Origin of the sequence: Arthrobacter sp. NPDC057388, assembly GCF_042668165.1 — a bacterium.
GTDB lineage: Bacteria > Actinomycetota > Actinomycetes > Actinomycetales > Micrococcaceae > Arthrobacter.
Genome location: NZ_JBHVBL010000004.1, coordinates 20234 through 39316 on the forward strand (window position 1 = coordinate 20234; position 19083 = coordinate 39316).

The 19083-nt window shown below is 67.2% G+C and carries 17 protein-coding genes; 7 read left to right on the forward strand and 10 right to left on the reverse strand.

Annotation, left to right across the window (positions count from 1 at the left end):
- Positions 1-154: 154 nt before the first annotated feature.
- Positions 155-388, reverse strand: coding sequence for a DUF3073 domain-containing protein (locus tag ACFUTU_RS02935; RefSeq protein WP_003803040.1), 234 nt, complete (start codon positions 386-388; stop codon positions 155-157).
- A 325-nt stretch (positions 389-713) separates the two neighbouring features.
- Here ACFUTU_RS02935 and ACFUTU_RS02940 point away from each other — a divergent pair, with 325 nt between their 5' ends.
- A complete protein-coding gene (locus ACFUTU_RS02940) occupies positions 714-1460 on the forward strand; it encodes a septum formation family protein (RefSeq protein WP_377960461.1) in 747 nt (248 codons plus the stop codon).
- A 50-nt stretch (positions 1461-1510) separates the two neighbouring features.
- Here the strand turns inward: ACFUTU_RS02940 and clpB are convergent, their stop codons facing one another.
- A complete protein-coding gene (gene clpB / locus ACFUTU_RS02945; protein ID WP_377960463.1) occupies positions 1511-4168 on the reverse strand; it encodes an ATP-dependent chaperone ClpB in 2658 nt (885 codons plus the stop codon).
- Between the two features lie 184 nt (positions 4169-4352).
- Between clpB and ACFUTU_RS02950 the strand changes: the two genes are divergently transcribed.
- On the forward strand, positions 4353-4718 hold the full coding sequence (locus ACFUTU_RS02950) for a hypothetical protein (RefSeq protein WP_377960465.1): 366 nt from the start codon (positions 4353-4355) through the stop codon (positions 4716-4718).
- 53 nt (positions 4719-4771) lie between these two features.
- Here the strand turns inward: ACFUTU_RS02950 and ACFUTU_RS02955 are convergent, their stop codons facing one another.
- Positions 4772-5542: a S1 family peptidase gene (locus ACFUTU_RS02955; protein WP_377960467.1), complete on the reverse strand. Its 771-nt coding sequence runs from the start codon at positions 5540-5542 to the stop codon at positions 4772-4774.
- Between the two features lie 215 nt (positions 5543-5757).
- Between ACFUTU_RS02955 and ACFUTU_RS02960 the strand changes: the two genes are divergently transcribed.
- Entirely contained in the window at positions 5758-6828 is a 1071-nt protein-coding gene (locus ACFUTU_RS02960) for a metallophosphoesterase (protein ID WP_377960469.1), read from the forward strand.
- A gap of 12 nt (positions 6829-6840) precedes the next feature.
- Here ACFUTU_RS02960 and ACFUTU_RS02965 read toward each other — a convergent pair whose 3' ends face one another.
- Positions 6841-7953: a family 16 glycosylhydrolase gene (locus ACFUTU_RS02965; protein WP_377960471.1), complete on the reverse strand. Its 1113-nt coding sequence runs from the start codon at positions 7951-7953 to the stop codon at positions 6841-6843.
- A 272-nt stretch (positions 7954-8225) separates the two neighbouring features.
- On the opposite strand from ACFUTU_RS02965, the gene ACFUTU_RS02970 reads away from it, so the two are divergent.
- From ACFUTU_RS02970 to ACFUTU_RS02985, 4 genes are all read left to right on the forward strand, one after another.
- Complete coding sequence (locus tag ACFUTU_RS02970; RefSeq protein WP_377960473.1) at positions 8226-9077, forward strand: glycosyltransferase family 2 protein; 852 nt, start codon at positions 8226-8228, stop codon at positions 9075-9077.
- A gap of 1 nt (position 9078) precedes the next feature.
- The gene (locus tag ACFUTU_RS02975; protein WP_377960475.1) at positions 9079-10077 is read left to right on the forward strand and encodes a glycosyltransferase; all 999 of its coding nucleotides are present in this window, start codon (positions 9079-9081) and stop codon (positions 10075-10077) included.
- A 61-nt stretch (positions 10078-10138) separates the two neighbouring features.
- Positions 10139-11239: a hypothetical protein gene (locus ACFUTU_RS02980; RefSeq protein ID WP_377960477.1), complete on the forward strand. Its 1101-nt coding sequence runs from the start codon at positions 10139-10141 to the stop codon at positions 11237-11239.
- A gap of 13 nt (positions 11240-11252) precedes the next feature.
- Positions 11253-13355, forward strand: a complete 2103-nt coding sequence (locus ACFUTU_RS02985; RefSeq protein ID WP_377960479.1) for a glycosyltransferase — start codon at positions 11253-11255, stop codon at positions 13353-13355.
- Positions 13356-13551: 196 nt separating this feature from the next.
- On the opposite strand, the gene ACFUTU_RS02990 is transcribed toward ACFUTU_RS02985, so the two are convergent.
- Genes ACFUTU_RS02990 through ACFUTU_RS03015 form a run of 6 tightly spaced genes read right to left on the reverse strand, consistent with a single transcriptional unit; the run spans position 13552 to position 19078 of the window.
- Complete coding sequence (locus ACFUTU_RS02990) at positions 13552-14607, reverse strand: hypothetical protein (RefSeq protein WP_377960481.1); 1056 nt, start codon at positions 14605-14607, stop codon at positions 13552-13554.
- A complete protein-coding gene (locus tag ACFUTU_RS02995; RefSeq protein WP_377960483.1) occupies positions 14604-14810 on the reverse strand; it encodes a hypothetical protein in 207 nt (68 codons plus the stop codon). The genes ACFUTU_RS02990 and ACFUTU_RS02995 overlap by 4 nt, the downstream gene beginning before the upstream one ends.
- A complete protein-coding gene (locus ACFUTU_RS03000; RefSeq protein WP_377960485.1) occupies positions 14807-15142 on the reverse strand; it encodes a hypothetical protein in 336 nt (111 codons plus the stop codon). The genes ACFUTU_RS02995 and ACFUTU_RS03000 overlap by 4 nt, the downstream gene beginning before the upstream one ends.
- The gene (locus ACFUTU_RS03005) at positions 15139-16959 is read right to left on the reverse strand and encodes a glycosyltransferase (RefSeq protein WP_377960487.1); all 1821 of its coding nucleotides are present in this window, start codon (positions 16957-16959) and stop codon (positions 15139-15141) included. Before ACFUTU_RS03005 ends, ACFUTU_RS03000 begins: the two co-directional genes overlap by 4 nt.
- Positions 16956-18269, reverse strand: coding sequence for a lipopolysaccharide biosynthesis protein (locus ACFUTU_RS03010; protein ID WP_377960489.1), 1314 nt, complete (start codon positions 18267-18269; stop codon positions 16956-16958). Before ACFUTU_RS03010 ends, ACFUTU_RS03005 begins: the two co-directional genes overlap by 4 nt.
- Positions 18266-19078: a glycosyltransferase gene (locus tag ACFUTU_RS03015; protein ID WP_377960491.1), complete on the reverse strand. Its 813-nt coding sequence runs from the start codon at positions 19076-19078 to the stop codon at positions 18266-18268. The genes ACFUTU_RS03010 and ACFUTU_RS03015 overlap by 4 nt, the downstream gene beginning before the upstream one ends.
- Between the last annotated feature and the right edge of the window lie 5 nt (positions 19079-19083).

Genomic DNA, 19083 nt, shown 5'->3' on the forward strand with positions numbered 1-19083 from the left:
CCCTTGCGCCAAGGCTCCGGCTAAGACCGGATATCCGACTCTGGCCAGATGCCAAGGACAGGCAGGGGGCGGGCACCCCGAATGCGGGAACTGCCCGGGAGGTGTACGACGGCGGCGTTCAGCCGGCTGCCTTTCGGCAGGTCAGCGGGAACGGCTAACCGATACGACGGCTGTCTACCTCGTCGTCGTCTTCATCCAAATCGTCCGCGTACTTATCCACGTAGGCTGAATAGTCCGGCTCAACCGGTTCATTCGCGAAATGGCTCGTGGCACGACTTCCCGGACCCGTGAGCTCACGCTGTAGGGCCGAATAATCGGTGTTCGGGGAGTAGTACTTGATGTCCCGAGCCTGCTTGGTAGCTTTTGCCTTTTGACGGCCGCGCCCCATGGCGTGACCCCCTTTTGTACTTGGACCGGAGGTGGTCACCTTTGGCGATGGTGAGGCCCCGGAATGATTGGTCAATTTGTCGTACCCCTAGATTACATGCTTTCGGCGGCATCTGCTTGCCACGGCGCCCTTCGGAGGCACCGGCAGCCTGCTTCTCCGCGGCAATTCGGGGCTCGCAGAATTTTTTTGTTCGATAGAGTCTCCTGAACGACTGAATTAAGCGGGCATGGGGATCCGGCCGCTGGCCGCCCTGGCCACACCGCGGAAACGCAGGCTGCCGGATGCTCACCGCCGAGCGAAAGCCAGGAAGGGGTGCCGCGCCCACATGAATGACAACGATCCCAGCCACGGGGAAGACGGGCCGGCACGAACCGTCGCCGTACAGCCCGCACAGTCCGGGGAGACCGGGCAGCCCAAACCTGCAGAGCCTGCATCAGCGGAGCCCGCACGTGCGGAGTCCACGTCAGCCAGGTTCCAAGCATCAGCCAGAATCCAGGGACTGGCCGGTTCGCTCCGCTCCGGGCTCGGCAAGCCCGAGGCGCGGCAAAATCTGCTCAAGGCCGGCTTTCTCGCCGCGCTGCTGGTGGTGGGCGGCCTGCTCGTGTGGCTCCTGGCCTCGCTCCTGGCCGCCGCCACGATGCAGTCCGCAAACCGGCCTGCCGCGGCGGCGGACCCCACCGCCGCCGCGCCGGCCGCCCCGGGGGCATCGCCAAGGCCCAGCCTGCCCCTGGCCAGCGTCAGTCCGCTGGATTTCCGGGTGGGCGACTGCTTCAAGGACTTCGACCCGGAGGCGTCCAAGTCGACAGTGGTTGCGTGCACCACCGACCACTCCGCCCAGCTGGTGGCGGTCACGCATTACGCGGACGGTGATGGGTACCCGGGCCGTGAGGCCATGAAGACCAAGGCCAGGGAAACCTGCCAGGCGGCGGCCCTGACGGAGAAGTCCAATGCCTACAACCTGAACTACCGCCTCGCCTACCCGAGCACCTCCAGCTGGGCCAAGGGCGACCGCCGCGTGGATTGCTACGTCACGGCGTCGGGGAACATCATCAAGGCAAGCCTGCTGCCCTGATGACGTTCCCGCTCCCGCTACGCCACCGGGTTTCTGATATTCCCGGGGGCTTAGTCCCGGCGGCGGACGGTAAGTCCGCTGCCGGCGGGAGCCCCGCCGTCGGGTCCTGACAAAGCCTCCAGGCCCGCCACGGTGAGTTCTCCGAGGTCTGCTGCCGTGTCCACCAGGACGGTGTCGCCATCGGAAATTTCGCCGGCGAGGATGGCCTTGGCCAGCCGGTCGCCGATTTCGCGCTGCACGAGGCGGCGCAATGGCCGTGCGCCGTACGCCGGGTCAAAGCCGGACATGGCCAGCCAGGCGCGGGCCCCTTCGGTGACCTCGAGCGAAAGCCGCCGGTCATGCAGGCGCTTGGCCAGCTCCGCCACCTGCAGCTCGACGATCCGCGCGAGCTCGTCAACTGACAGCGGATCGAACAGCACCACCTCGTCCAGCCGGTTCAGGAACTCCGGCTTGAAGCTGGCATTCACGGTGGCCATCACCGCGTTGCGCTTGGCCTCTGCGTCCAGGGTGGGATCCACGAGGAACTGGCTGCCCAGGTTGGAGGTCAGCACCAGGATGACGTTACGGAAGTCCACGGTGCGGCCCTGGCCGTCGGTGAGGCGGCCGTCGTCGAGCACCTGCAGCAGGATGTCGAACACCTCGGGGTGGGCCTTCTCCACCTCGTCCAGCAGCACCACGGAGTACGGCCGCCGGCGGACGGCCTCAGTGAGCTGGCCGCCCTCCTCGTAGCCGACGTACCCTGGGGGCGCACCCACGAGCCGGGCCACGGAATGCTTCTCGCTGTACTCGGACATGTCGATCCGCACCATGGCGCGTTCGTCGTCGAACAGGAAGTCCGCGAGCGCCTTGGCCAGCTCGGTTTTGCCTACGCCGGTGGGGCCGAGGAAGAGGAAGGACCCGGTGGGCCGGTTGGGGTCGCTGATGCCGGCCCGGGCGCGGCGGACCGCGTCGGATACGGCGGTGACGGCCTTGGACTGGCCGATCAGCCGCCTGCCGAGTTCCTCCTCCATGTGCAGCAGCTTCTGGCTTTCGCCCTGCAGCATGCGGCCGGCCGGAATGCCGGTCCACGCCGCGATGACCTCCGCAATGTCGTTGGCGGTGACTTCCTCCGCCACCATCAGCGCGGCCTTGTCCGCGACGGCGGCTTCTGCCTCCGCGGCGTCGTTCAGTTCACGCTCCAGTGCCGGGATTTCGCCGTAGAGGATGCGGGATGCCGTTTCCAGGTCACCCTCGCGCTGCGCCTTGTCCGCGGTGGACCGCAGCTCATCGAGCTTCGCCTTCAGGTCGCCCACGCGGTTCAGGCCGGCCTTCTCGGCCTCCCAGCGGGCATTCAGCCCGGCCAGCTGCTCCTTCTTGTCCGCCATGTCTGCGCGCAAGGCGGCAAGGCGCTCGACGGACGCCGCGTCCGTCTCGCCCTGCAGCGCAAGCTCCTCCATGGTGAGCCGGTCCACGGCGCGGCGCAGCTGGTCGATCTCCTCCGGCGCGGAGTCGATCTCCATGCGGAGCCTGGAGGCGGCCTCGTCCACGAGGTCGATCGCCTTGTCCGGCAGCTGGCGCCCGGAGATGTAGCGGTTGGACAGCGTCGCGGCCGCCACCAGCGCGGAGTCGGCAATGGCAACCTTGTGATGGGCCTCGTAGCGTTCCTTGAGGCCGCGGAGGATGCCGATGGTGTCGTCCACGCTGGGCTCCCCCACGTACACCTGCTGGAAGCGCCGCTCCAGGGCAGGGTCCTTCTCGATGTTCTCGCGGTATTCGTCGAGGGTGGTGGCCCCGATCAGCCGCAGTTCACCACGGGCCAGCATCGGCTTGAGCATGTTGCCGGCGTCCATGGCACTCTCGCCGCCCGCCCCGGCACCCACCACCGTGTGCAGCTCATCGATGAACGTGACAATGCGGCCTTCGGAGTTCTTGATCTCCTCAAGCACGGCCTTGAGCCGCTCCTCAAACTCGCCGCGGTACTTGGCGCCGGCCACCATGGAGGCCAGGTCCAGTGCGATCAGGGTCTTGCCGCGCAGGCTCTCGGGCACGTCGCCCGCCACCATCCGCTGGGCGAGACCTTCCACGACGGCGGTCTTGCCGACGCCGGGCTCGCCGATCAGGACCGGATTGTTCTTGGTGCGGCGGCTGAGCACCTGCACCACGCGCCGGATTTCGCTGTCCCGGCCGATGACGGGATCAAGCTTCCCCGAGCGTGCGACGGCAGTAAGGTCAGTGCCGAATTTCTCCAGCGCCTGGAAGGTGTTCTCCGGATCGGGCGAGTTGACCTTGCGGTCGCCGCGGACACCCGGGAGCGCCGCAGCCAGTGCCTCATGGGACGCGCCGGCGTCGCGCAGCAGCCTCCCCACGCCGTCGCTTCCCGCCGACAGCCCGAGCAGCAGGTGCTCGGTGGAGACGAAGGAATCGCCCAGCTTGTCCGCCTCGTTTTGGGCATTCTGGATCGCCTGCAGGGAGGGGCGGGACAGCTGGGCCTGCTGGACCGAGCTTCCGGAGGAGGCGGGAAGGGCCTTGATGGCGGTGCTGGCCTGCACGCTGACAACGTCCGGGTCCGCGCCGGTGGCGCGCAGGAGTGCGACGGCGACGCCCTCGCGCTGATCCATCAGCGCCTTGAGCAGGTGGGCGGGTTCCACCTGCGGGTTACCGGCCGTGGAGGCGTTCATGGCGGCAGCCGAAAGAGCCTCCTGGCTCTTGGTGGTGAATTTGACGTCCAAAGAGAGCTCCTTTCGAAGACGGTTTAGCTAACTTGAGTCTACTACGCTCAACTTTGCTTTTCAGGTCTTCCCGGCCAAGTTTTCCCACAGCGAAATACCCTTGGCCGGGCGGCGAATTTTCCGTGAACGGTGGCCCTTGAACTGTATCGCCGCCGGGCGAATCCCCCTAGGATCGACGTGTCCAGTGACCACTACCGCAGAGACAGGACCGGGAATGAAGAAGTTCGTAGTTCTTTACAACGCACCGCAGTCGGCACAATCCCAGATGGCGGAAAGCACCCCTGAGGCCGCACAGGAGGGCATGAAGGCCTGGATGGAGTGGGCATCCCGCGCGGGCAGCGGCATCGTGGACATGGGCCAGCCCCTGGGCGCCGGCAAGGAGGTTAGCCAGTCGGGTACCACGGACACCAACACGAACGTCGGCGGCTACGGCATCCTGCAGGCCGAGGACATGGACGGCGCGCTGGCCCTGCTCGAGGGGCACCCGCACCTCATGATGCCTGGCGCGAGCATTCAGGTGTACGAAACGCTCGATCTGCCCGGCATGTAGCGGGCCGCCCGGCCTCCCTGGCCGCCAGCGCCGCCCCTCCGGGAGCCTCTGACCTAGGAGCCGCGAACCCCGGAGACGCTGGTAATCCAGGCGAGGTTCCGGACCACGGAGGCGTGGTTGTTGTAGTAAGCGCCGTAACTGGCGGGGTTCCGGGCCGGCAGGAAGTCCGACGTGGACAGGACCCCCGCCAGTTTGCCGTTCACGATCAGCGGTCCGCCCGAATCCCCACTGAGCGGGTGGCCGCTCCCGGACCGGCTCCGCACGGACGGGCCGCCGTAATTGTCCACTCCCTGCCACACCACCGAGACCTGGGCGGCTTTGAGGTAGTAGGACATCGCACCGGAACCTTCGGACTGGTCGCCCCAGCCATACACACTCCCGGACGCTCCCGTGGCGGGAAAAGAGCTGGAGAGCCCCACATAGGATCCGTAGTACGGCGTGGACAGCTTCAGCAGAAGGACATCTCCGGCTGGGGCGGGGTAGCGGGCAGCCACCGGCCGGACGGCACCGCCCGTCCCAAGATGGCTGGTGCCCAGGCGAACCGACCTCAGGCTTGCTGAATTGCAGTGCTTGGCGGTGATAACCCAGGCCGCCGCGATCTGGCTGCCAGCGCACAGGACATTTCTGCCTGCGGAATCAAAGGAAACTTGCGCCACGTAGGGGGCGGCTGAAACCGTAGTGGTGGTACCGCCCGCGATGTCCTTGCTGACAGTTCCGCCGCCAACAGGAGAGGGAACTTCACCGGCAGCCTGGGCCGGCCCGGCATTCAGAACACAGGCCAGCACTGTTGTGGCGGCCGCAGCCAGGGTTTTCGCGATCTTCAACGTGAGGCTCCTAAACGCCGGGGTATCGGTCCACCTGCGAGCCTAAGCAGAAATGACAAGTTTTGTCATTTTCGATTACGAGTCTGTCACCGGGCCCGAGGGGTCAGTTCCCGGGCCTCGGCCCGCAACGGCCAGGGTGCAGTTCCGTGACATGGCCGCGTCCGCTAATACTCCACAGTTCCGGGAAACCGCACCGTTCCCTGATACTGGGGATCATGACCGGACTGTCGAAGCAGCGCAGACGGTCCGGCCTTGCCCTCGCCGGCCCTATAGCCATGGCACTGCTGCTCGCCGGTTGCCAAGGGGATACGCCCCTGCCGCCCCCGGGGACCCAGCGTCCGCCTTCATCCGTAGCCAGACCAGTCCCGGGCGCTGTCCACTTCACCGCCCAGGGTGACATTGGTTTGGGCAGCGGAGCGAGGGAAGTCCTGGACACGGTCAGCGGGCTCCGTCCTGAACTCAACCTGGCCCTTGGGGACTTCTCCTACGAGGCAGGCCGCGAGCAGGAATTCTGTGACATGGTCACCGGCAAGCTGGGCGGGGACTTTCCCTACGAGGTGGTCACGGGAAACCACGAGAGCGACGGCCACGACGGAGACATCGCCAATATCGTCAACTGCCTGCCCAACAGGCTTTCCGGGATGCAGGGTGAGTACGGCACGCAGTGGTACGCGGACTATCCGGAGCGGAAGCCACTGGTGCGCTTCATCATGCTGTCCCCCGGCATCAAGTTCCGCGACGGGAACACCCTTGACTACGCGAGCGGCAGCGAGCGCTGGCAGTGGACGGCGGCCGCCCTCGATGACGCGAGGTCCAAGCAGATCCCTTGGACCGTCGTCGGGATGCACACGCCCTGCCTCAGCGTGGGCAGATACAGCTGCCAGGCCGGACAGGACCTCACAAACCTGCTGATCGACAAGAAGGCCGACCTGGTGCTGTCTGGCCACGACCACATCTACCAGCGGAGCCACCAGTTGGGCCCCGGCCAGGAGTGCCCGTTGCTGGTGCCGGATACATTTTCCGCAGGCTGCCTCGCCAGCTCCGGCGGCACGATGGCGCAGGGCGCGGGAACCGTCTTCGTCACCGTCGGAACCGGCGGAGTGGGGCTGTACGACGTCGACGACCAGGATCCGGAAGCGGGCTACTTTGCGGCCTGGTCCGGGAAGAACCGCGACGCCGCCCTCGGCACCCTGGATGTGACCGCCACCAAAGACCGGCTCTCAGCAAAGTTCGTCCCGGCGAACGGGTACACCTTCACGGACAGCTTCAGCATCGGGCGGAAATAGCCCGGCAGGAGCTCACGCCCGCTTCCAGACTGCGATCCAGTCCAGGTATACGTGCCCGGCTGTCTGTGGGGCGGGACAGCGGGGAAGGCACGCCTCCGTCTGAAGCAGATAATGCATGGGCGTGTTGGGCGTCAATGTGGTGCTGGCTCCCAGCGACTTGCCGTCAAGGATGAATTCGACCTTGCCCGGACTCCACTCGATCGTGGCAACATGCCAATCCGTGAAGAAAACCTCTGACCGGAACATGTCAGACGCCGAAGGATCATTCCCCCGGTAGTGCGCAGCACCGTAGAAGGACCGGGCAAGGTCCCCCTCGGGGAAATCTATCTCCCCGTCCCGGGGCCAGACCCCGCTGTCCGGCCACAGGAGCCAGGCAATTTTGTAGCCGCGCAGGGCGTCGGCCTTGAACCGCACCGAAATCCTCCCGTACAACAGGCTGTTGTGTCGCGGCAGCAGGCTTGGATCCCGGGACGGGACAGTGTTGTCGGACGATATTTTGGGACTGGGCGCCGCGCCCATGGCGATGCCGTCCTCCGAGTGGAGGTACCAGTCCAGCATGCCGTTCTTTACGCTCAGCACCTTGGACGGGTAATAGCCCGATTTCGCTCCCTTTTGCCCTGCAGTGTCCGGCGTTCCGTCCTTATATCCCGCACTCCATTTGGCGGAATAAGCCGGGCCCGGAAAGGCCCCGACCGGCACGTCGCCCTTGTCGAACTGCTCCCGGAAGACCTGCTTCCAGCCGGGAAGGTCACCTGTTGGCAGTTTGTGCACCAGCGCAGCGTCGGACTGCTGCCGCTTCCGGGCGGGCTGCTCCGCCGCGGGCTGTTCTTGCGCACGAAGTTCGGGTGCGGGACGCGGTGCTGCCGACTGGGTGGCTGCGGGCGGCGCCGCGGCAGGGGGCGCGGCGGCAGAGGGCGTTGCCGCTGATTGTTTCGGCGAGGTGCCCCTTGCAGATCCCGCCGCCCTGGACGGTGAAACCGAGGGCACCGGTGCAGACGACCCGGACGGTTCCGGCGCGGGCACCTGGTCCGGAGACAGCTTCTGCCCTTCCATGGCCACCGGGCCGGCGATAAAGCCGCACGCAGTGAGCGTCGCCACCGCGGCGATCACACCGAAGCGCCGCATGGGATGTTTTAGGCGAGGTCCGCGCGCTGGGGTGGCCATGGGGAAAGTGTGGCACCGGGACCTAGGGGTTTCCAAGGAATCCCTGACCCCTAAAACTGGGGTGGTTTAAGAAATCCCAAGCTTTTTACAAGTTGGTCGGCTGAACATGTTTCGAGGGGGAGTGCACGCAAGTTGCCAGGACCGCAGCAGCAGGCGCTTCAAATTCTCGTATCCAGCCGGGAAGGCTGCTCGGGACTGGCATAGGCAAACGACTCCAATGAGTGGTGAGGCTAGTGACCATCCCTATACACGTTTCAACTGTCCACGCACCGACTTCGGCGCCCGTTCCGCTGGCCTCAATTAGCGTGGTGATTCCCACCCTGAATGAAGCCATGAACCTTCCCTGGGTGTTGCGCCGTATGCCCTCGTACGTGGACGAAGTGGTGATTATCGACGGGCGCTCGCTGGACAGCACTGTCGACGTCGCGCGGGCCCTGCGCCTGGACGTGGTGGTGGTCTCGGAACCGCAAGCCGGCAAAGGCTTCGCCGTACGGGCGGGCCTGGCTGCGGCGACGGGAGACATCATCGTCATGCTGGATGCCGACGGGAGCATGGATCCGCAGGAGATCGGCTGGTTCGTCACGCCTCTCCAGCATGAATTCGACTTCGTCAAGGGCTCAAGGTATGTCACCGGCGGGGGGTCCGAAGACATTACGCTGCTCCGCAGCGCCGGCAACCGCACCCTGACCCGCCTGGCCAATCTGGTGCTGCACAGCAACTATTCAGATCTCTGCTACGGCTACATCGCCATGCGGCGGGAGTGCCTGCAGATCCTCGAGCTGGAATCAGAGGGGTTCGAGATCGAAACCGAGCTGATCGTCCGCGCGTCGAGGGCGGGGCTGCGAATCGCCGAGGTTCCCAGCAACGAGCTCACCCGGATCTCCGGCAGTTCCAATCTTCATACCTTCCGGGACGGCTGGCGCGTCCTGCGGACCCTGGCGCGTGAATGCGTGGGCTGGGAAGCACCCACGGCCGGCGCCCGGCCTGAATCGCTACGACGGGTGAAATACAGGTATCCCAGCATTACCCTCCCCCACATTCCGACGGATCCGGCAACCGTCCTTGGCCTGATAGCGGGTGATTAAGGTGAACCACACTGAAGGGTTGCCAGCCGTTTCTGTCGTGATTTGTTCCTACACGGAAGACCGCTGGGACAGGCTGATGGCCGCCGTCGAATCTGTCCGCGCCCAAACCGTGCAGCCGCAGCAGACCATCGTTGTGGTGGACTACAACGTGGACCTCTACAAGCGGCTCATCTTCACCGTTGATGACGTCGTGATCCTGGAGAACACCGGCCCCAAAGGCCTTTCCGGAGCCCGGAATACAGGGGCCGCGGCAGCGACCGCAGGCGTCGTTGCCTTCCTCGATGACGATGCGGTGGCCGCCCCGGACTGGCTGGAGCGGCTGAGAGCCCTTTACGACGACCCCGATGTGCTGGCCGTTGGTGGGCGCGTGCTGCCCGATTGGGAAACCGGCCGGCCCGACTTTTTCGGTGAGGAGATGGACTGGATCGTTGGCTGCACGCACCGGGGCATGCCCAAAGTGGCGGCCGAGGTGCGGAACGTCATCGGCGCCAACATGTCCTTCCGTTCACAGGTGCTCCAGGTCGTGGGAGGCTTCAACACTGCCCTTGGCCGCCAGAACTCGCTGCCCCTGGGCTGCGAGGAAACGGAGATCTGCATCCGGGCGGTCATCGGTTCGCCGGGAGGCCGTGTGGTGTACGAACCGGACGCCCTGGTGCACCACTACGTCCCCGAGCAGCGGGGCACCCTGAGCTACATGCTGCGGCGCGGCTGGTCCGAGGGGATATCCAAAGCCATGGTCAGCAAGATCGTCGGCCACAAGCGCGCCCTGGGACCCGAGCGCAGGTACGTCCGCAGCGTGCTGCCGCGTGCCGTGGCCTCGGGCATAGCCGGCAGGATCCGCGGGACCGACCCCGCCGGTCTCCGCCGCGCCATGGCCACGGTCGCCGTCCTGGCCGTCACTACCTGCGGGTACGTCCGGGGACGCCGGCTTCCCCTCGATCCGGCGGACGCGGGCCTCGCGCCGCACGAGCCACACGCCAGCTGGAGGGAAGTCAAATGATCCGAATGTACCCGCAGTATCATCGTGCCCGCACCGCGGGGACCTTCAAGGGGAAGCGGCCATGAGCCAGTCCGAAAAAGACCTCGTGCGGGATCCTGCCCCGTCCATGGGCGCCAGCTTCGACGTCCATGGACTGGTGGGCATCGACGTGGACGCGGGAACTCCCGGCGAAGCGCAGCTGCGGGACATGCTCGCTCCATTCCTGGGGCCGTCCCGCGCCCCGCTCCGGCTGCATGTCAGCGCGGAAACGGCGGAGGTTGCCGAGCAGTCGCACGCGGAGGATGCCTTCCGGTTCACGCCGGAATCGCTCCATATCCCCGCAGACCGGGTCCAGATTCAGGAAACCCGGGACGGTTACTCGGTCCAGGGGCGCGGCGAGCTGCTGACCGCCGTCATCCCCTTGCTGGACCGGCTCTGCATCAGGCAGAACGCCGCCATGATCCACGCGGCCGTGGTGGATTTCCGCGGCTCGGGCGTCCTCCTCCCAGCATGGGGCGGGGTGGGCAAGACCAGCACGGTGGCCAAACTCGTGGCCATGCCAGGCGTGCGGTTCATGGCCGACGACTGGGCATTCCTGGACGGCGACGGCATGCTGATGGGCTACGCGAAACCCATGTTCCTCAAGCCCCACCACCGCAGGATCTACCCTGAGGTGTTCAGCGGTGCCCGCAAACCCCTGGCCCCGGGCTGGCTCACAAATACTGTGGCCCACCTTGCAACGGCCGTCCATCCGGTGATTGTCCGCTATCCGAAAACCGCTGCCTTCACCCGCCGGTGGTCACCGGAGCACCGCATGGTCCATCCCGAACTGGTCTTCGGCCAGGACGGCATCTCCTCGGCGGCGCTAACCCGGCTGGCCATATTCCTCGAACGCTATGACGGTTCCGAAGCCCGCCTGGAGACGCGCAGCCAGGAATGGATGACCTCCCGCATTGTCGGGAACTTCCATTCGGAGCTCCCGGTGGTGTCACGGCGGCTGATCGAGGCCCTCGGCGCAACCGGACTGGTTCCGCTGGAGGAATTCTTCAGCCAGAAGGCAGCGGTTGTGCGCCGGGCCCTGGACGGCGTTCCGTGTTCCCTGCTCCGGATCCCCGCTTCCTGGTCTGCCGACCGCACGTCCGACTACGTCGCAGGGCTGATCAGCTCCAAGCTCGAGGAGTGATATGGGCGCCCACGTGAGCGATCTGGAAGTTTCCGTGGTGGTTCCCGTGCGGAATGCAGAACGCTGGCTGGGCGACTGCTTGGCATCCATCCGCGCCGAAAAACCGCGGGAGATCATCGTGGTGGACGGCTGCTCCACGGACAATACGGTGAAGATCGCGCAGTCCATGGGCGCCCGCGTCATCTCGGACGAAGGCATGGGACTGCCTGCAGCGCGGATGCTCGGAGTGCAGAACGCCTGCTCGGACATCGTTGCGCTGATCGATGCCGACGTCGTGCTGCCGCCAGGTTCGCTGGGCGGGCTCCTCGACGAGTTCAAGGCCTGCGGCTATGACGGCCTGCAGTTCGGGCTGGAGAGCGAAGCTGACGGTCCCGGTTACTGGGGTTCCGCACTGGCCTGGCACCATAACCACAGCCGGGTCCGCACCTGGTTCGGGGTATGCGCCACCCTGATGCGCCGGAAAGTCCTGCTGTCCGTAGCGTTCGATGACACCTTCCGTTCCGGCGAGGACGTCGAGCTCAGGATCAGGCTCGAAGAAGCGGGCTATCGGCTCGGTGTATCCAGCATTACTGCCGTGCGGCACCGGTTCAGGGACACGTTTGACGCCGCCCGGAACCAGTGGCTCCAGGACGGCGCAGGGCTGGCCCGCACCGTCCGCAAGCACCCACTCCGCGACGGCTGGCTCATGGTGCTGCCGTTTCTGGCCACCATCCGCGGCGCCGGTCTGTCGCTGCTGCATGCGCCCCGCTTTTTGGCGTACTGGGTCTGCTTCCTGGTGTACAACTACAGGTCTATCTTCGGTGAGCTGCTGCGTCCGCCTGCCACCGGGCACTCCGTCGGCGGCAATGCGGCGTGGCTGAGCGCCGCCAGGCTCGCGCCGGTGGCCACCGGATTCCTGTTCTGGGCCCTCGCGGCGATCATGCTGCCGCCGGCGCAGCTCGGCATGGGCTCTGCCGTAGTGGCCGCAGCTCTTCTCAGCGTGCAGCTTGGGATGCTGGGCATCGGCCAGGCCACGCTCACCCTGCTTCCGGAGCAGAGCGACGGCGGGCGGCGCCTCATTGCCAGCAGCCTCGTCGCTGTAGCAGTGGCGGCACTCGTCCTGGCCGGTGCAGTGGCCGGTGTGACCTTTGCGTTGGGATCAGGCGTGGGCACAGCCTGGCATGACCCTGTCCTGACCGGGATGTTCCTCGCAACAGCGGTGTTTGCCGTCGTCGCCTATCAGCTGGACCATGTGGGCGTTGCGCAAAAACGCTCCGACCGGGCCCTGCTCAGGAGTCTCGCCCAGAGCGTGGTACAGCTCAGCGTCCTGGCATTTGCTTTGGCCGTCGGGGTGCGGGACGTGGCCGTGGTGGTCGCAGCGGTGGCTGCCGGCGCGCTGGTGAGCGTGATCCTCGGGCTGCGCCAGCTCAGCCGCGCCGGTGCCGCACCGGACTGGAAGCACGGGCTCAAACCGGGCCGCGCCCTCCGGCTGCTGAAGCCCGGCTTGCCCAACCACGCCCTGATGCTCGCCGACCGCGCCCCCGGCTATCTCCTTCCGCTGGTGGTGGCTGCTACCCTCGGACCGGCGGCAACCGCGCCCTGGTACATGGCATGGATGATGGCATCGGCGGTCTTCTTCTTTCCCCAGTCATCCGGACTCTCCCTGCAGACCGCGCTGGCCGGGGGCCGGTCGAGGCTTGGGCTGGTGTCCTCCGCGCTCAAGGCCAGCCTCACCCTCACGTTCTTCGCCGGAGCGATGCTGCTCATGGTGGGGCCCTACTTTCTGGGGTTCCTCGACTCTGAATACGCAGAGACCGCCAGCCTGCTTCCGGTCCTGGTGCCGGCGCTCCTGCTGGGCTGCGTGACCCAGGTCTACTTCGGCCTGTGCCGGGCACAGGGACGCCTGGCCGAGGCCACGGCTGTCGCTGTGTTCGCGGCCGTTTTGGCCGTGGCGCCGGCTCCGCTTGCCGCCAGCGGATTCGGGCTTCTCGGCGTGTCAGCGCTCTGGTCGGGGGCCCAGGCCTGCGCAGCGGTGATAGCCATCTGGCGCCTGGGGATGCTGATGAAGCGGCCGTTGCCGCCGAACAGGCTCCAGCTTCCGGCAGCGGCAGCAAGCCAGCCGGCCGGGATCGAATAGCCCTGGCATCTGAACCCTGGCATCTGAACCCTGACATCCAAACCTTGGCTCCCCGGCCGGGACCTGCCTGCGTGGCACCTGCGGGGCCACCCGCCGTCGTTCTAGCGCCCGGTGGGAACGCAGAAGTGTCCGGTGGGAACGCAGAAGTGCCCGTGCGCCGGGCAGGCACACGGGCACTTCTGGTGAATCCGTCCAATCAGGAGCTGTCGGGACTCCAGTACCGCAGCCCGCCGCTGGTGGTGCCGTCGTTGGCGACGTCGACCTGGGCATACGGGAAGGTGCGGCGGTCCGACTGGTCAGGGCCGCTGCCGCGGACGTCTGAACTCCACGTTCCGGTGTTGATGTACCGGGTGGCGGGGCAGCCCTCGAGCGCCGACTCGAGTGCCCGGTGGGTGTGGGCCGAGACGTACCAGGCCACCCCGTACCCGTGCGTCTCGAGGGTCCGTGCGAACCGGCCCGCCGCAGCAGGAGCCTCCTCGCTGGCGATGCTGCGTCCGGCGGCCGCGAGCACCATGCGGGTCGCGGCGACCGGGAGTGCCGATACCGTCCGGAACCGGGAAAGGCGCGCCAGGTCCCGAACGGCCAGTCCGTCGAGCTCGAGCCGCAGTGACTCTGCCTGCAGCAGCTCTCCGTACGCGACGTCCCGGACGCGGCGTTCCGCCCGTTCGGATGCCAGGCAGGCCCGGGCAACGGCCCCGGCACGGCTCAGGCGTGAACCGGAGGGATGGGCATGCCAGGCGGCGAGCGGCGGCAGGTGCAGCTCATCGGTGCCGTTGACCGCCGAGCGGAGCACCTCGGGCAGCCTGTGCAGCGCGTGGTGCTGGTGCCCGTGCTCTGCCACGAGCACGCGGGGCACGTGCAGGAACCACGGGTACACCTGCACCCGTGCCGGCTCCGCTGGTGACAGCAGAGCCGACAGGCGGGCGGCTACGGAGGGCCGGGCAAGCTCCACGTCGTGGTTGCCGCACACGAAGTGCAGCTGCACCCCGCGCGCCGCACACGCCGCGAGAGCCCTGTGGGCGTCCGGATAGCGGGCGAGGATCGACTCGAGCCGGGCCACGCTTTCCTCCTCGGCGAGCCCGACCAGCTCGAACGTGTCACCGACAAAGACGACGTGCTGCCCGGGATCGGAGTCTGCCAGCACCTCGCGGCGCAGGAACTCGGCCAGCACTCTTCCCGGGTGGCGGGGGTCGTCGTCGGACACATTCAGGTGAAGGTCGCTGAGCAGCCGCCACCGGGCCGCCCGGCTCACGCGAGCAGTCCCAGCACCCGTGGCAGGAAAAGCAACAGGTACATCGCGCCCAGGATGGCGACCACCCTAATGGTCATCGTTGGGCTGAGGATCCTGTGGCGGCTGGGCTGCCCGGTGTTCGGCCCGACATGCCTGACCTCGAGCGCGACGAGGGTGACCAGCAGCGCGGCAGCTGCAAACAGCCCTATCAGGTCGATAATCATGACAACACCTCCTGCCGTGCGCGTGCCAGGCACGCGAGAACCGTGATCACACCCATCGCGACGACGCACGCCTGCCACGACCACACAGCGAGGTAGAACATCGCCATGGACACCGCCGTGAGCACGGCGAGGCCGAGAGCCAGGACGAGCAGCACACGGAGCGCGACGTCGGACACCTGCGTGAGCCGGGCCAATGCGTGCCCGGGGAGCAGGATAAGGATGGCTGCCGCCGCCACCGCCTGCAGCGGTGTCGGCAACCCCAGGAGGGTCACGAGCGACAGCACGACGGCTGAGATACCGAGGGCCATGGTGGGCCGGCTGATGCGGTTCATGGCGTCACCCGGTAAGCGCGGGCGTCGGCGTTGCTGTACGCAAGCTCCACGCCAGGGTGGGTGCTCAGCCACTCTTCGAGCTCATTGAAGCCGGCCTCGCTGGTGAAGCCCTGGAGCACGAGGCTGGCCTCCGACGAGCGCGTGAACAGGACGACGGCGCCGCCAGGACTATGCCGGGCATAGTCGTAGACAACCGGGCCGCACTTCGCCGTCGACAAATCGGCCCGGCACAGGTCATCCATTGTCCGGTACCGGTGGTCGAGGTAGCCCTGGCTGCGCCAAGGAGTCGGGTGGGCGGCGGAAATGAGCGCCGAGCCGGTGGGTGCCAGACGCTGCACTGCCGCGACGGCGGCCAGCTCGTCGTCGGTGAAAACGTCATACCGCGCGTTGCCGAACCGGCCCGTCACGGTCATCACGGCCAGCAGGGTGCAGGCCAGCACAAGGCCGCCCGCGGCAAGGTAGGAGCGGCGTTTGCTGCCGCCCTGGCTATGTTTGCTGCCGTCAAGGGTGGGTTTGCCGCCCTCCGCGGGAAGCAAGATTGAGCCCGCCTGCAGGGCGATGAAGGGCAGTGCGAACAGCGAGACGCGGATGAGCATCTCGCCGCCGTACACCTGCGCGGGGAAAAGCAGCAGCGGGGTGACTGCCAGGAGTACAACCCGGATGTCGAGACGTCCCCGGCGCCAGTCGCGCACGGCCCCGGCAGCGGCCAGCCCCCAAAGCACAATCGTGAGCATTGCCCGGATCTGGACCACCAGCACGTGTCCGTCGGCCCCGCGCACGCGGTCGAGGACGTTCGCCTCTGTCGCGGCCTCCAGTCCTGCGTCCGCCAGCGGCGGATGCCCGGAGAGGTAAGCGCTCGCGGGATAGGCAAGCCAGAGCGTCAGCACGACTACGGCGATCAGCGGCAGCCTGCTGGGCAACACCCGTCCGCTCAGGGTGAGGGCGGTGATGGCGATGAGCACCATGAACGGCGTCAGCTGATGGCTGGCGCTGATGACCACGATGAGCAGGAGAACTGTCACGAGGGCGCCCACCCGGTAACCGGTCCGCGGCTCGGCGGGCGTCCGTGCCCGCCACCACGCTGCCAGGTCCGCCGGCCTGAAGCCGCGGAACGCTGGTGCCCGCGCGGCCAACGGGCCGAGGAGCAGCGCAATCACGACGAGGTGCAGGAAGAAAGCGAAGGCCTGCGGAGACAGGTAATCCTGGTCCTGCCAGTTACCCAGGCAGAAAAGCCAGAGCGCGAGCCAGCGCCGCCGCGGATCATGCGTCAGGTACCCCGTCACCACCGCAAGGGCAACCAGCCACAGACCCATGTTGAACACCGGTGCCCACAGCGCAAGGGACACAGGGTCGAGGCCAGTCGCCTGCAGCACCGTCGCCAGCAGGGCGAAGAAGCCCGGCCAGTTGAAGTACCCGTCGATGCTCGGGTCGATCCCGTGCGTGCTCGAGAGGGCGTCCGCGATGCCAAGGTGGCGGAAGGCGATCTCACCCCGCGGTACGTCCGTCGCGAAGGCCGCGGCGCCGAAGAGCATAAGCACGAGCACCGCGATGAGCCCGATCATGACGGGGCGGCGCGCCGGGCCCTCGGCATCCCCCCGCAGCGCGACGACGAAGGCAACATTCAGAATCAGGACGCCCGCCCAGAACGGGTAGGGCAACACGGCGACGAGCCCCATGTCGCTGTCCACGGGCACGGACACCGTGGAGGCTGCCCCCACGGCAAGTGCCAGGGACACGATGCCCGCCACGGCGCACCACACGTCACGGGCCTTCCAGCGTCCTATGGTGCGGCTGGTCGCTATTAGCGTGTCGGTCATAGCTGTCCTCCTGAGTGACGGGCGCTCCATCGCGCCCCGTGAGTGACCCGCCGAAGTACGGCGATTAGCCGGAGGCCGACGACGACGGCCCCGATGGAGAGCACCAACAGCCAGGCAAGGGCCATGTCTGTTGCTCCCCTGTCAGCGGCCGACAGCGCTGAAGCGCAGAGCGCGACTCCGAGCGTCACCCCGACCACGATTGCCTCCGTGTAGCGGCCGCGGGCACGGCACACTGCGTTGTAGGCCTGCAATATCGCGTACGGCACAAGTCCGGCCGCCAACCACCGCAGGGCTCCTGCGGAGGACTCTGCGTACCGCTCCCCCAGCAGGCTCAGCAGCGGGTCGGCGAGGAGGATTAGGACGGCGGCGCCCAGGCCGCCGACGGCGAGCGACCAGCGGAGGCTCGCCCAGGTGGTGGGTACCAGACGGTCCGAGTCGCGGACACCCTCCGAGAACTGGACGATGCCCATCAGCGTCGGAGCCTGGTAGGCGGCCCATGCCATCATCCACGCCGGGTACCAGTAGGCTGCAGCCTCCGGAGCCACCGTGTGAGCCAGCAAGAGGGGCAGCACCAGTCCCGGAGTACGCTCGGTGAGCGTGAGGAGCTGGTTCGGAAGGCCCAGCGCCAGCAGCGGGCGGCCCCGTGCCAGGCGCAGGGAAGGCCGCGGCCGGTAGCCGATAAGCTTCCGCAGCTGGACCGCCCCGACGATGCACGCCACAGCCGAACCGAGGGTCCAGCAGGCCAGCAGCACGTCGTCGGGGGCACCGTGCGCCCACAGGGCGACGGCCCCGGCGGCGGCGAGTGAGACCACGCCACCCAGAATGTACCGTGAGGTGGCGCTGGCACCGCGCCCCAACGCTACGAGTGCCTGGTCCAGCACAATGACCAGGGTGCCAGTGACGGCAGCCACGAGGAAGGTGAGCCAGAACAGCACCGATACGGATGCCGTATCCGGCGCCACCACCGACTGCAGTGCGAGGTAGCCGATGGATAGAACCGTGCCGGCTGCCCCCACCATGGCGAATGCAGCGTCCAGCACCCGCGCCGGGACCTCCCCCTTGCCTATCGCGACGATCACGGCCGACCCGGCACCCAGCACCGCGAGCTGCGTGCAGATCATCACGGCCGAAACCGCGGCGGTAGTGAGCCCGACTTCGCGGTCGGACGTCGCGCGTGCGGCCACGATCCAGAAGGCGAAGCCCGCGCCCGTCTGCGCGGCCTTGCCCGCGACGAGTCCCAGCGAGCTGCGCAGGGCGGAGTGCCGGACGGGCGTGCCATCCGTGACGGCGTCCCCCGCCTTGGCCTTCACGACGAGAGACCTCTCGCCAGTCCCACGTAGTTGCACCAGCAGAAGGCAGCGTAGTAGCGCAGCCATTTGGGCTGTCCGGCGGCGAGGCTCAAGGCACTGCCCCGGACTGCCGCGGCGGCGGGCAGCAGAGCCAGCCTTGCGCCGCGCCACCCGTGCTTGCGGATCATCCGTCCCAGTCCGGTTCCGTCCATGAGGAACTGGTCGAGGGCGAAATCAAAGTCGTCTGCGGCGAACCGGTGTTCGACGACGACCCGGCGTGAAACCGCTGTGCGCATCCCTGACTGGCGCATCCGCCAGCGCAGCTCGATGTCCTCTCCCGATTTGAATGAGTCGTCGAAGCCCACGTTGAGCATCAGCTCGCGGTCCACGACAGTCGCCACAAGTCCGAACCAGTTGCGGCTGCGGCCGGTGCGGTGGTGGTGTGCCAGCGCCTGGCCCCAATAGCCCGGCCCGCCGACACTTTCCAGGCCGGCCTGTAGGGCGTCATAGCCGCCTTCGACCAGCTCAGTGAGCAGGTCCGCGACGCCACCGGGTCCGAACACCACGTCGGTGTCGACGAGCAGGACCCAGCGGGTGCTGCTGTTCCGCACACCGAGCGTTCGGGCCCACGGCAGGCCGCGGCCCTCGTCACTCAGGATCCGGGCGCCGGCGGCCTCGGCGAGGGCGACCGTGCGGTCGGTGGAGCACCCGTCCACCACAATGATCTCGGCTACACCGGATTCGCGCAGGGCCTCCAGGCAGCGCGGGAGCATAAGCTCCGCGTTGCGGGCCGGAACGACGGCGGTGACGTCGGCAGTGCTGTGACCCACTGCGT

Excerpts from the sequence above, each read along its gene's own strand:
- ACFUTU_RS03005 (WP_377960487.1), bottom strand. The coding sequence starts at position 16,959 with ATGACCGACACGCTAATAGCGACCAGCCGCACCATAGGACGCTGGAAG.
- ACFUTU_RS02980 (WP_377960477.1), top strand. The coding sequence starts at position 10,139 with ATGAGCCAGTCCGAAAAAGACCTCGTGCGGGATCCTGCCCCGTCCATG.
- ACFUTU_RS02940 (WP_377960461.1), top strand. The coding sequence starts at position 714 with ATGAATGACAACGATCCCAGCCACGGGGAAGACGGGCCGGCACGAACC.
- ACFUTU_RS03000 (WP_377960485.1), bottom strand. The coding sequence starts at position 15,142 with ATGAACCGCATCAGCCGGCCCACCATGGCCCTCGGTATCTCAGCCGTC.
- ACFUTU_RS02935 (WP_003803040.1), bottom strand. The coding sequence starts at position 388 with ATGGGGCGCGGCCGTCAAAAGGCAAAAGCTACCAAGCAGGCTCGGGAC.
- ACFUTU_RS02960 (WP_377960469.1), top strand. The coding sequence starts at position 5,758 with ATGACCGGACTGTCGAAGCAGCGCAGACGGTCCGGCCTTGCCCTCGCC.
- ACFUTU_RS02965 (WP_377960471.1), bottom strand. The coding sequence starts at position 7,953 with ATGCGGCGCTTCGGTGTGATCGCCGCGGTGGCGACGCTCACTGCGTGC.
- ACFUTU_RS02995 (WP_377960483.1), bottom strand. The coding sequence starts at position 14,810 with ATGATTATCGACCTGATAGGGCTGTTTGCAGCTGCCGCGCTGCTGGTC.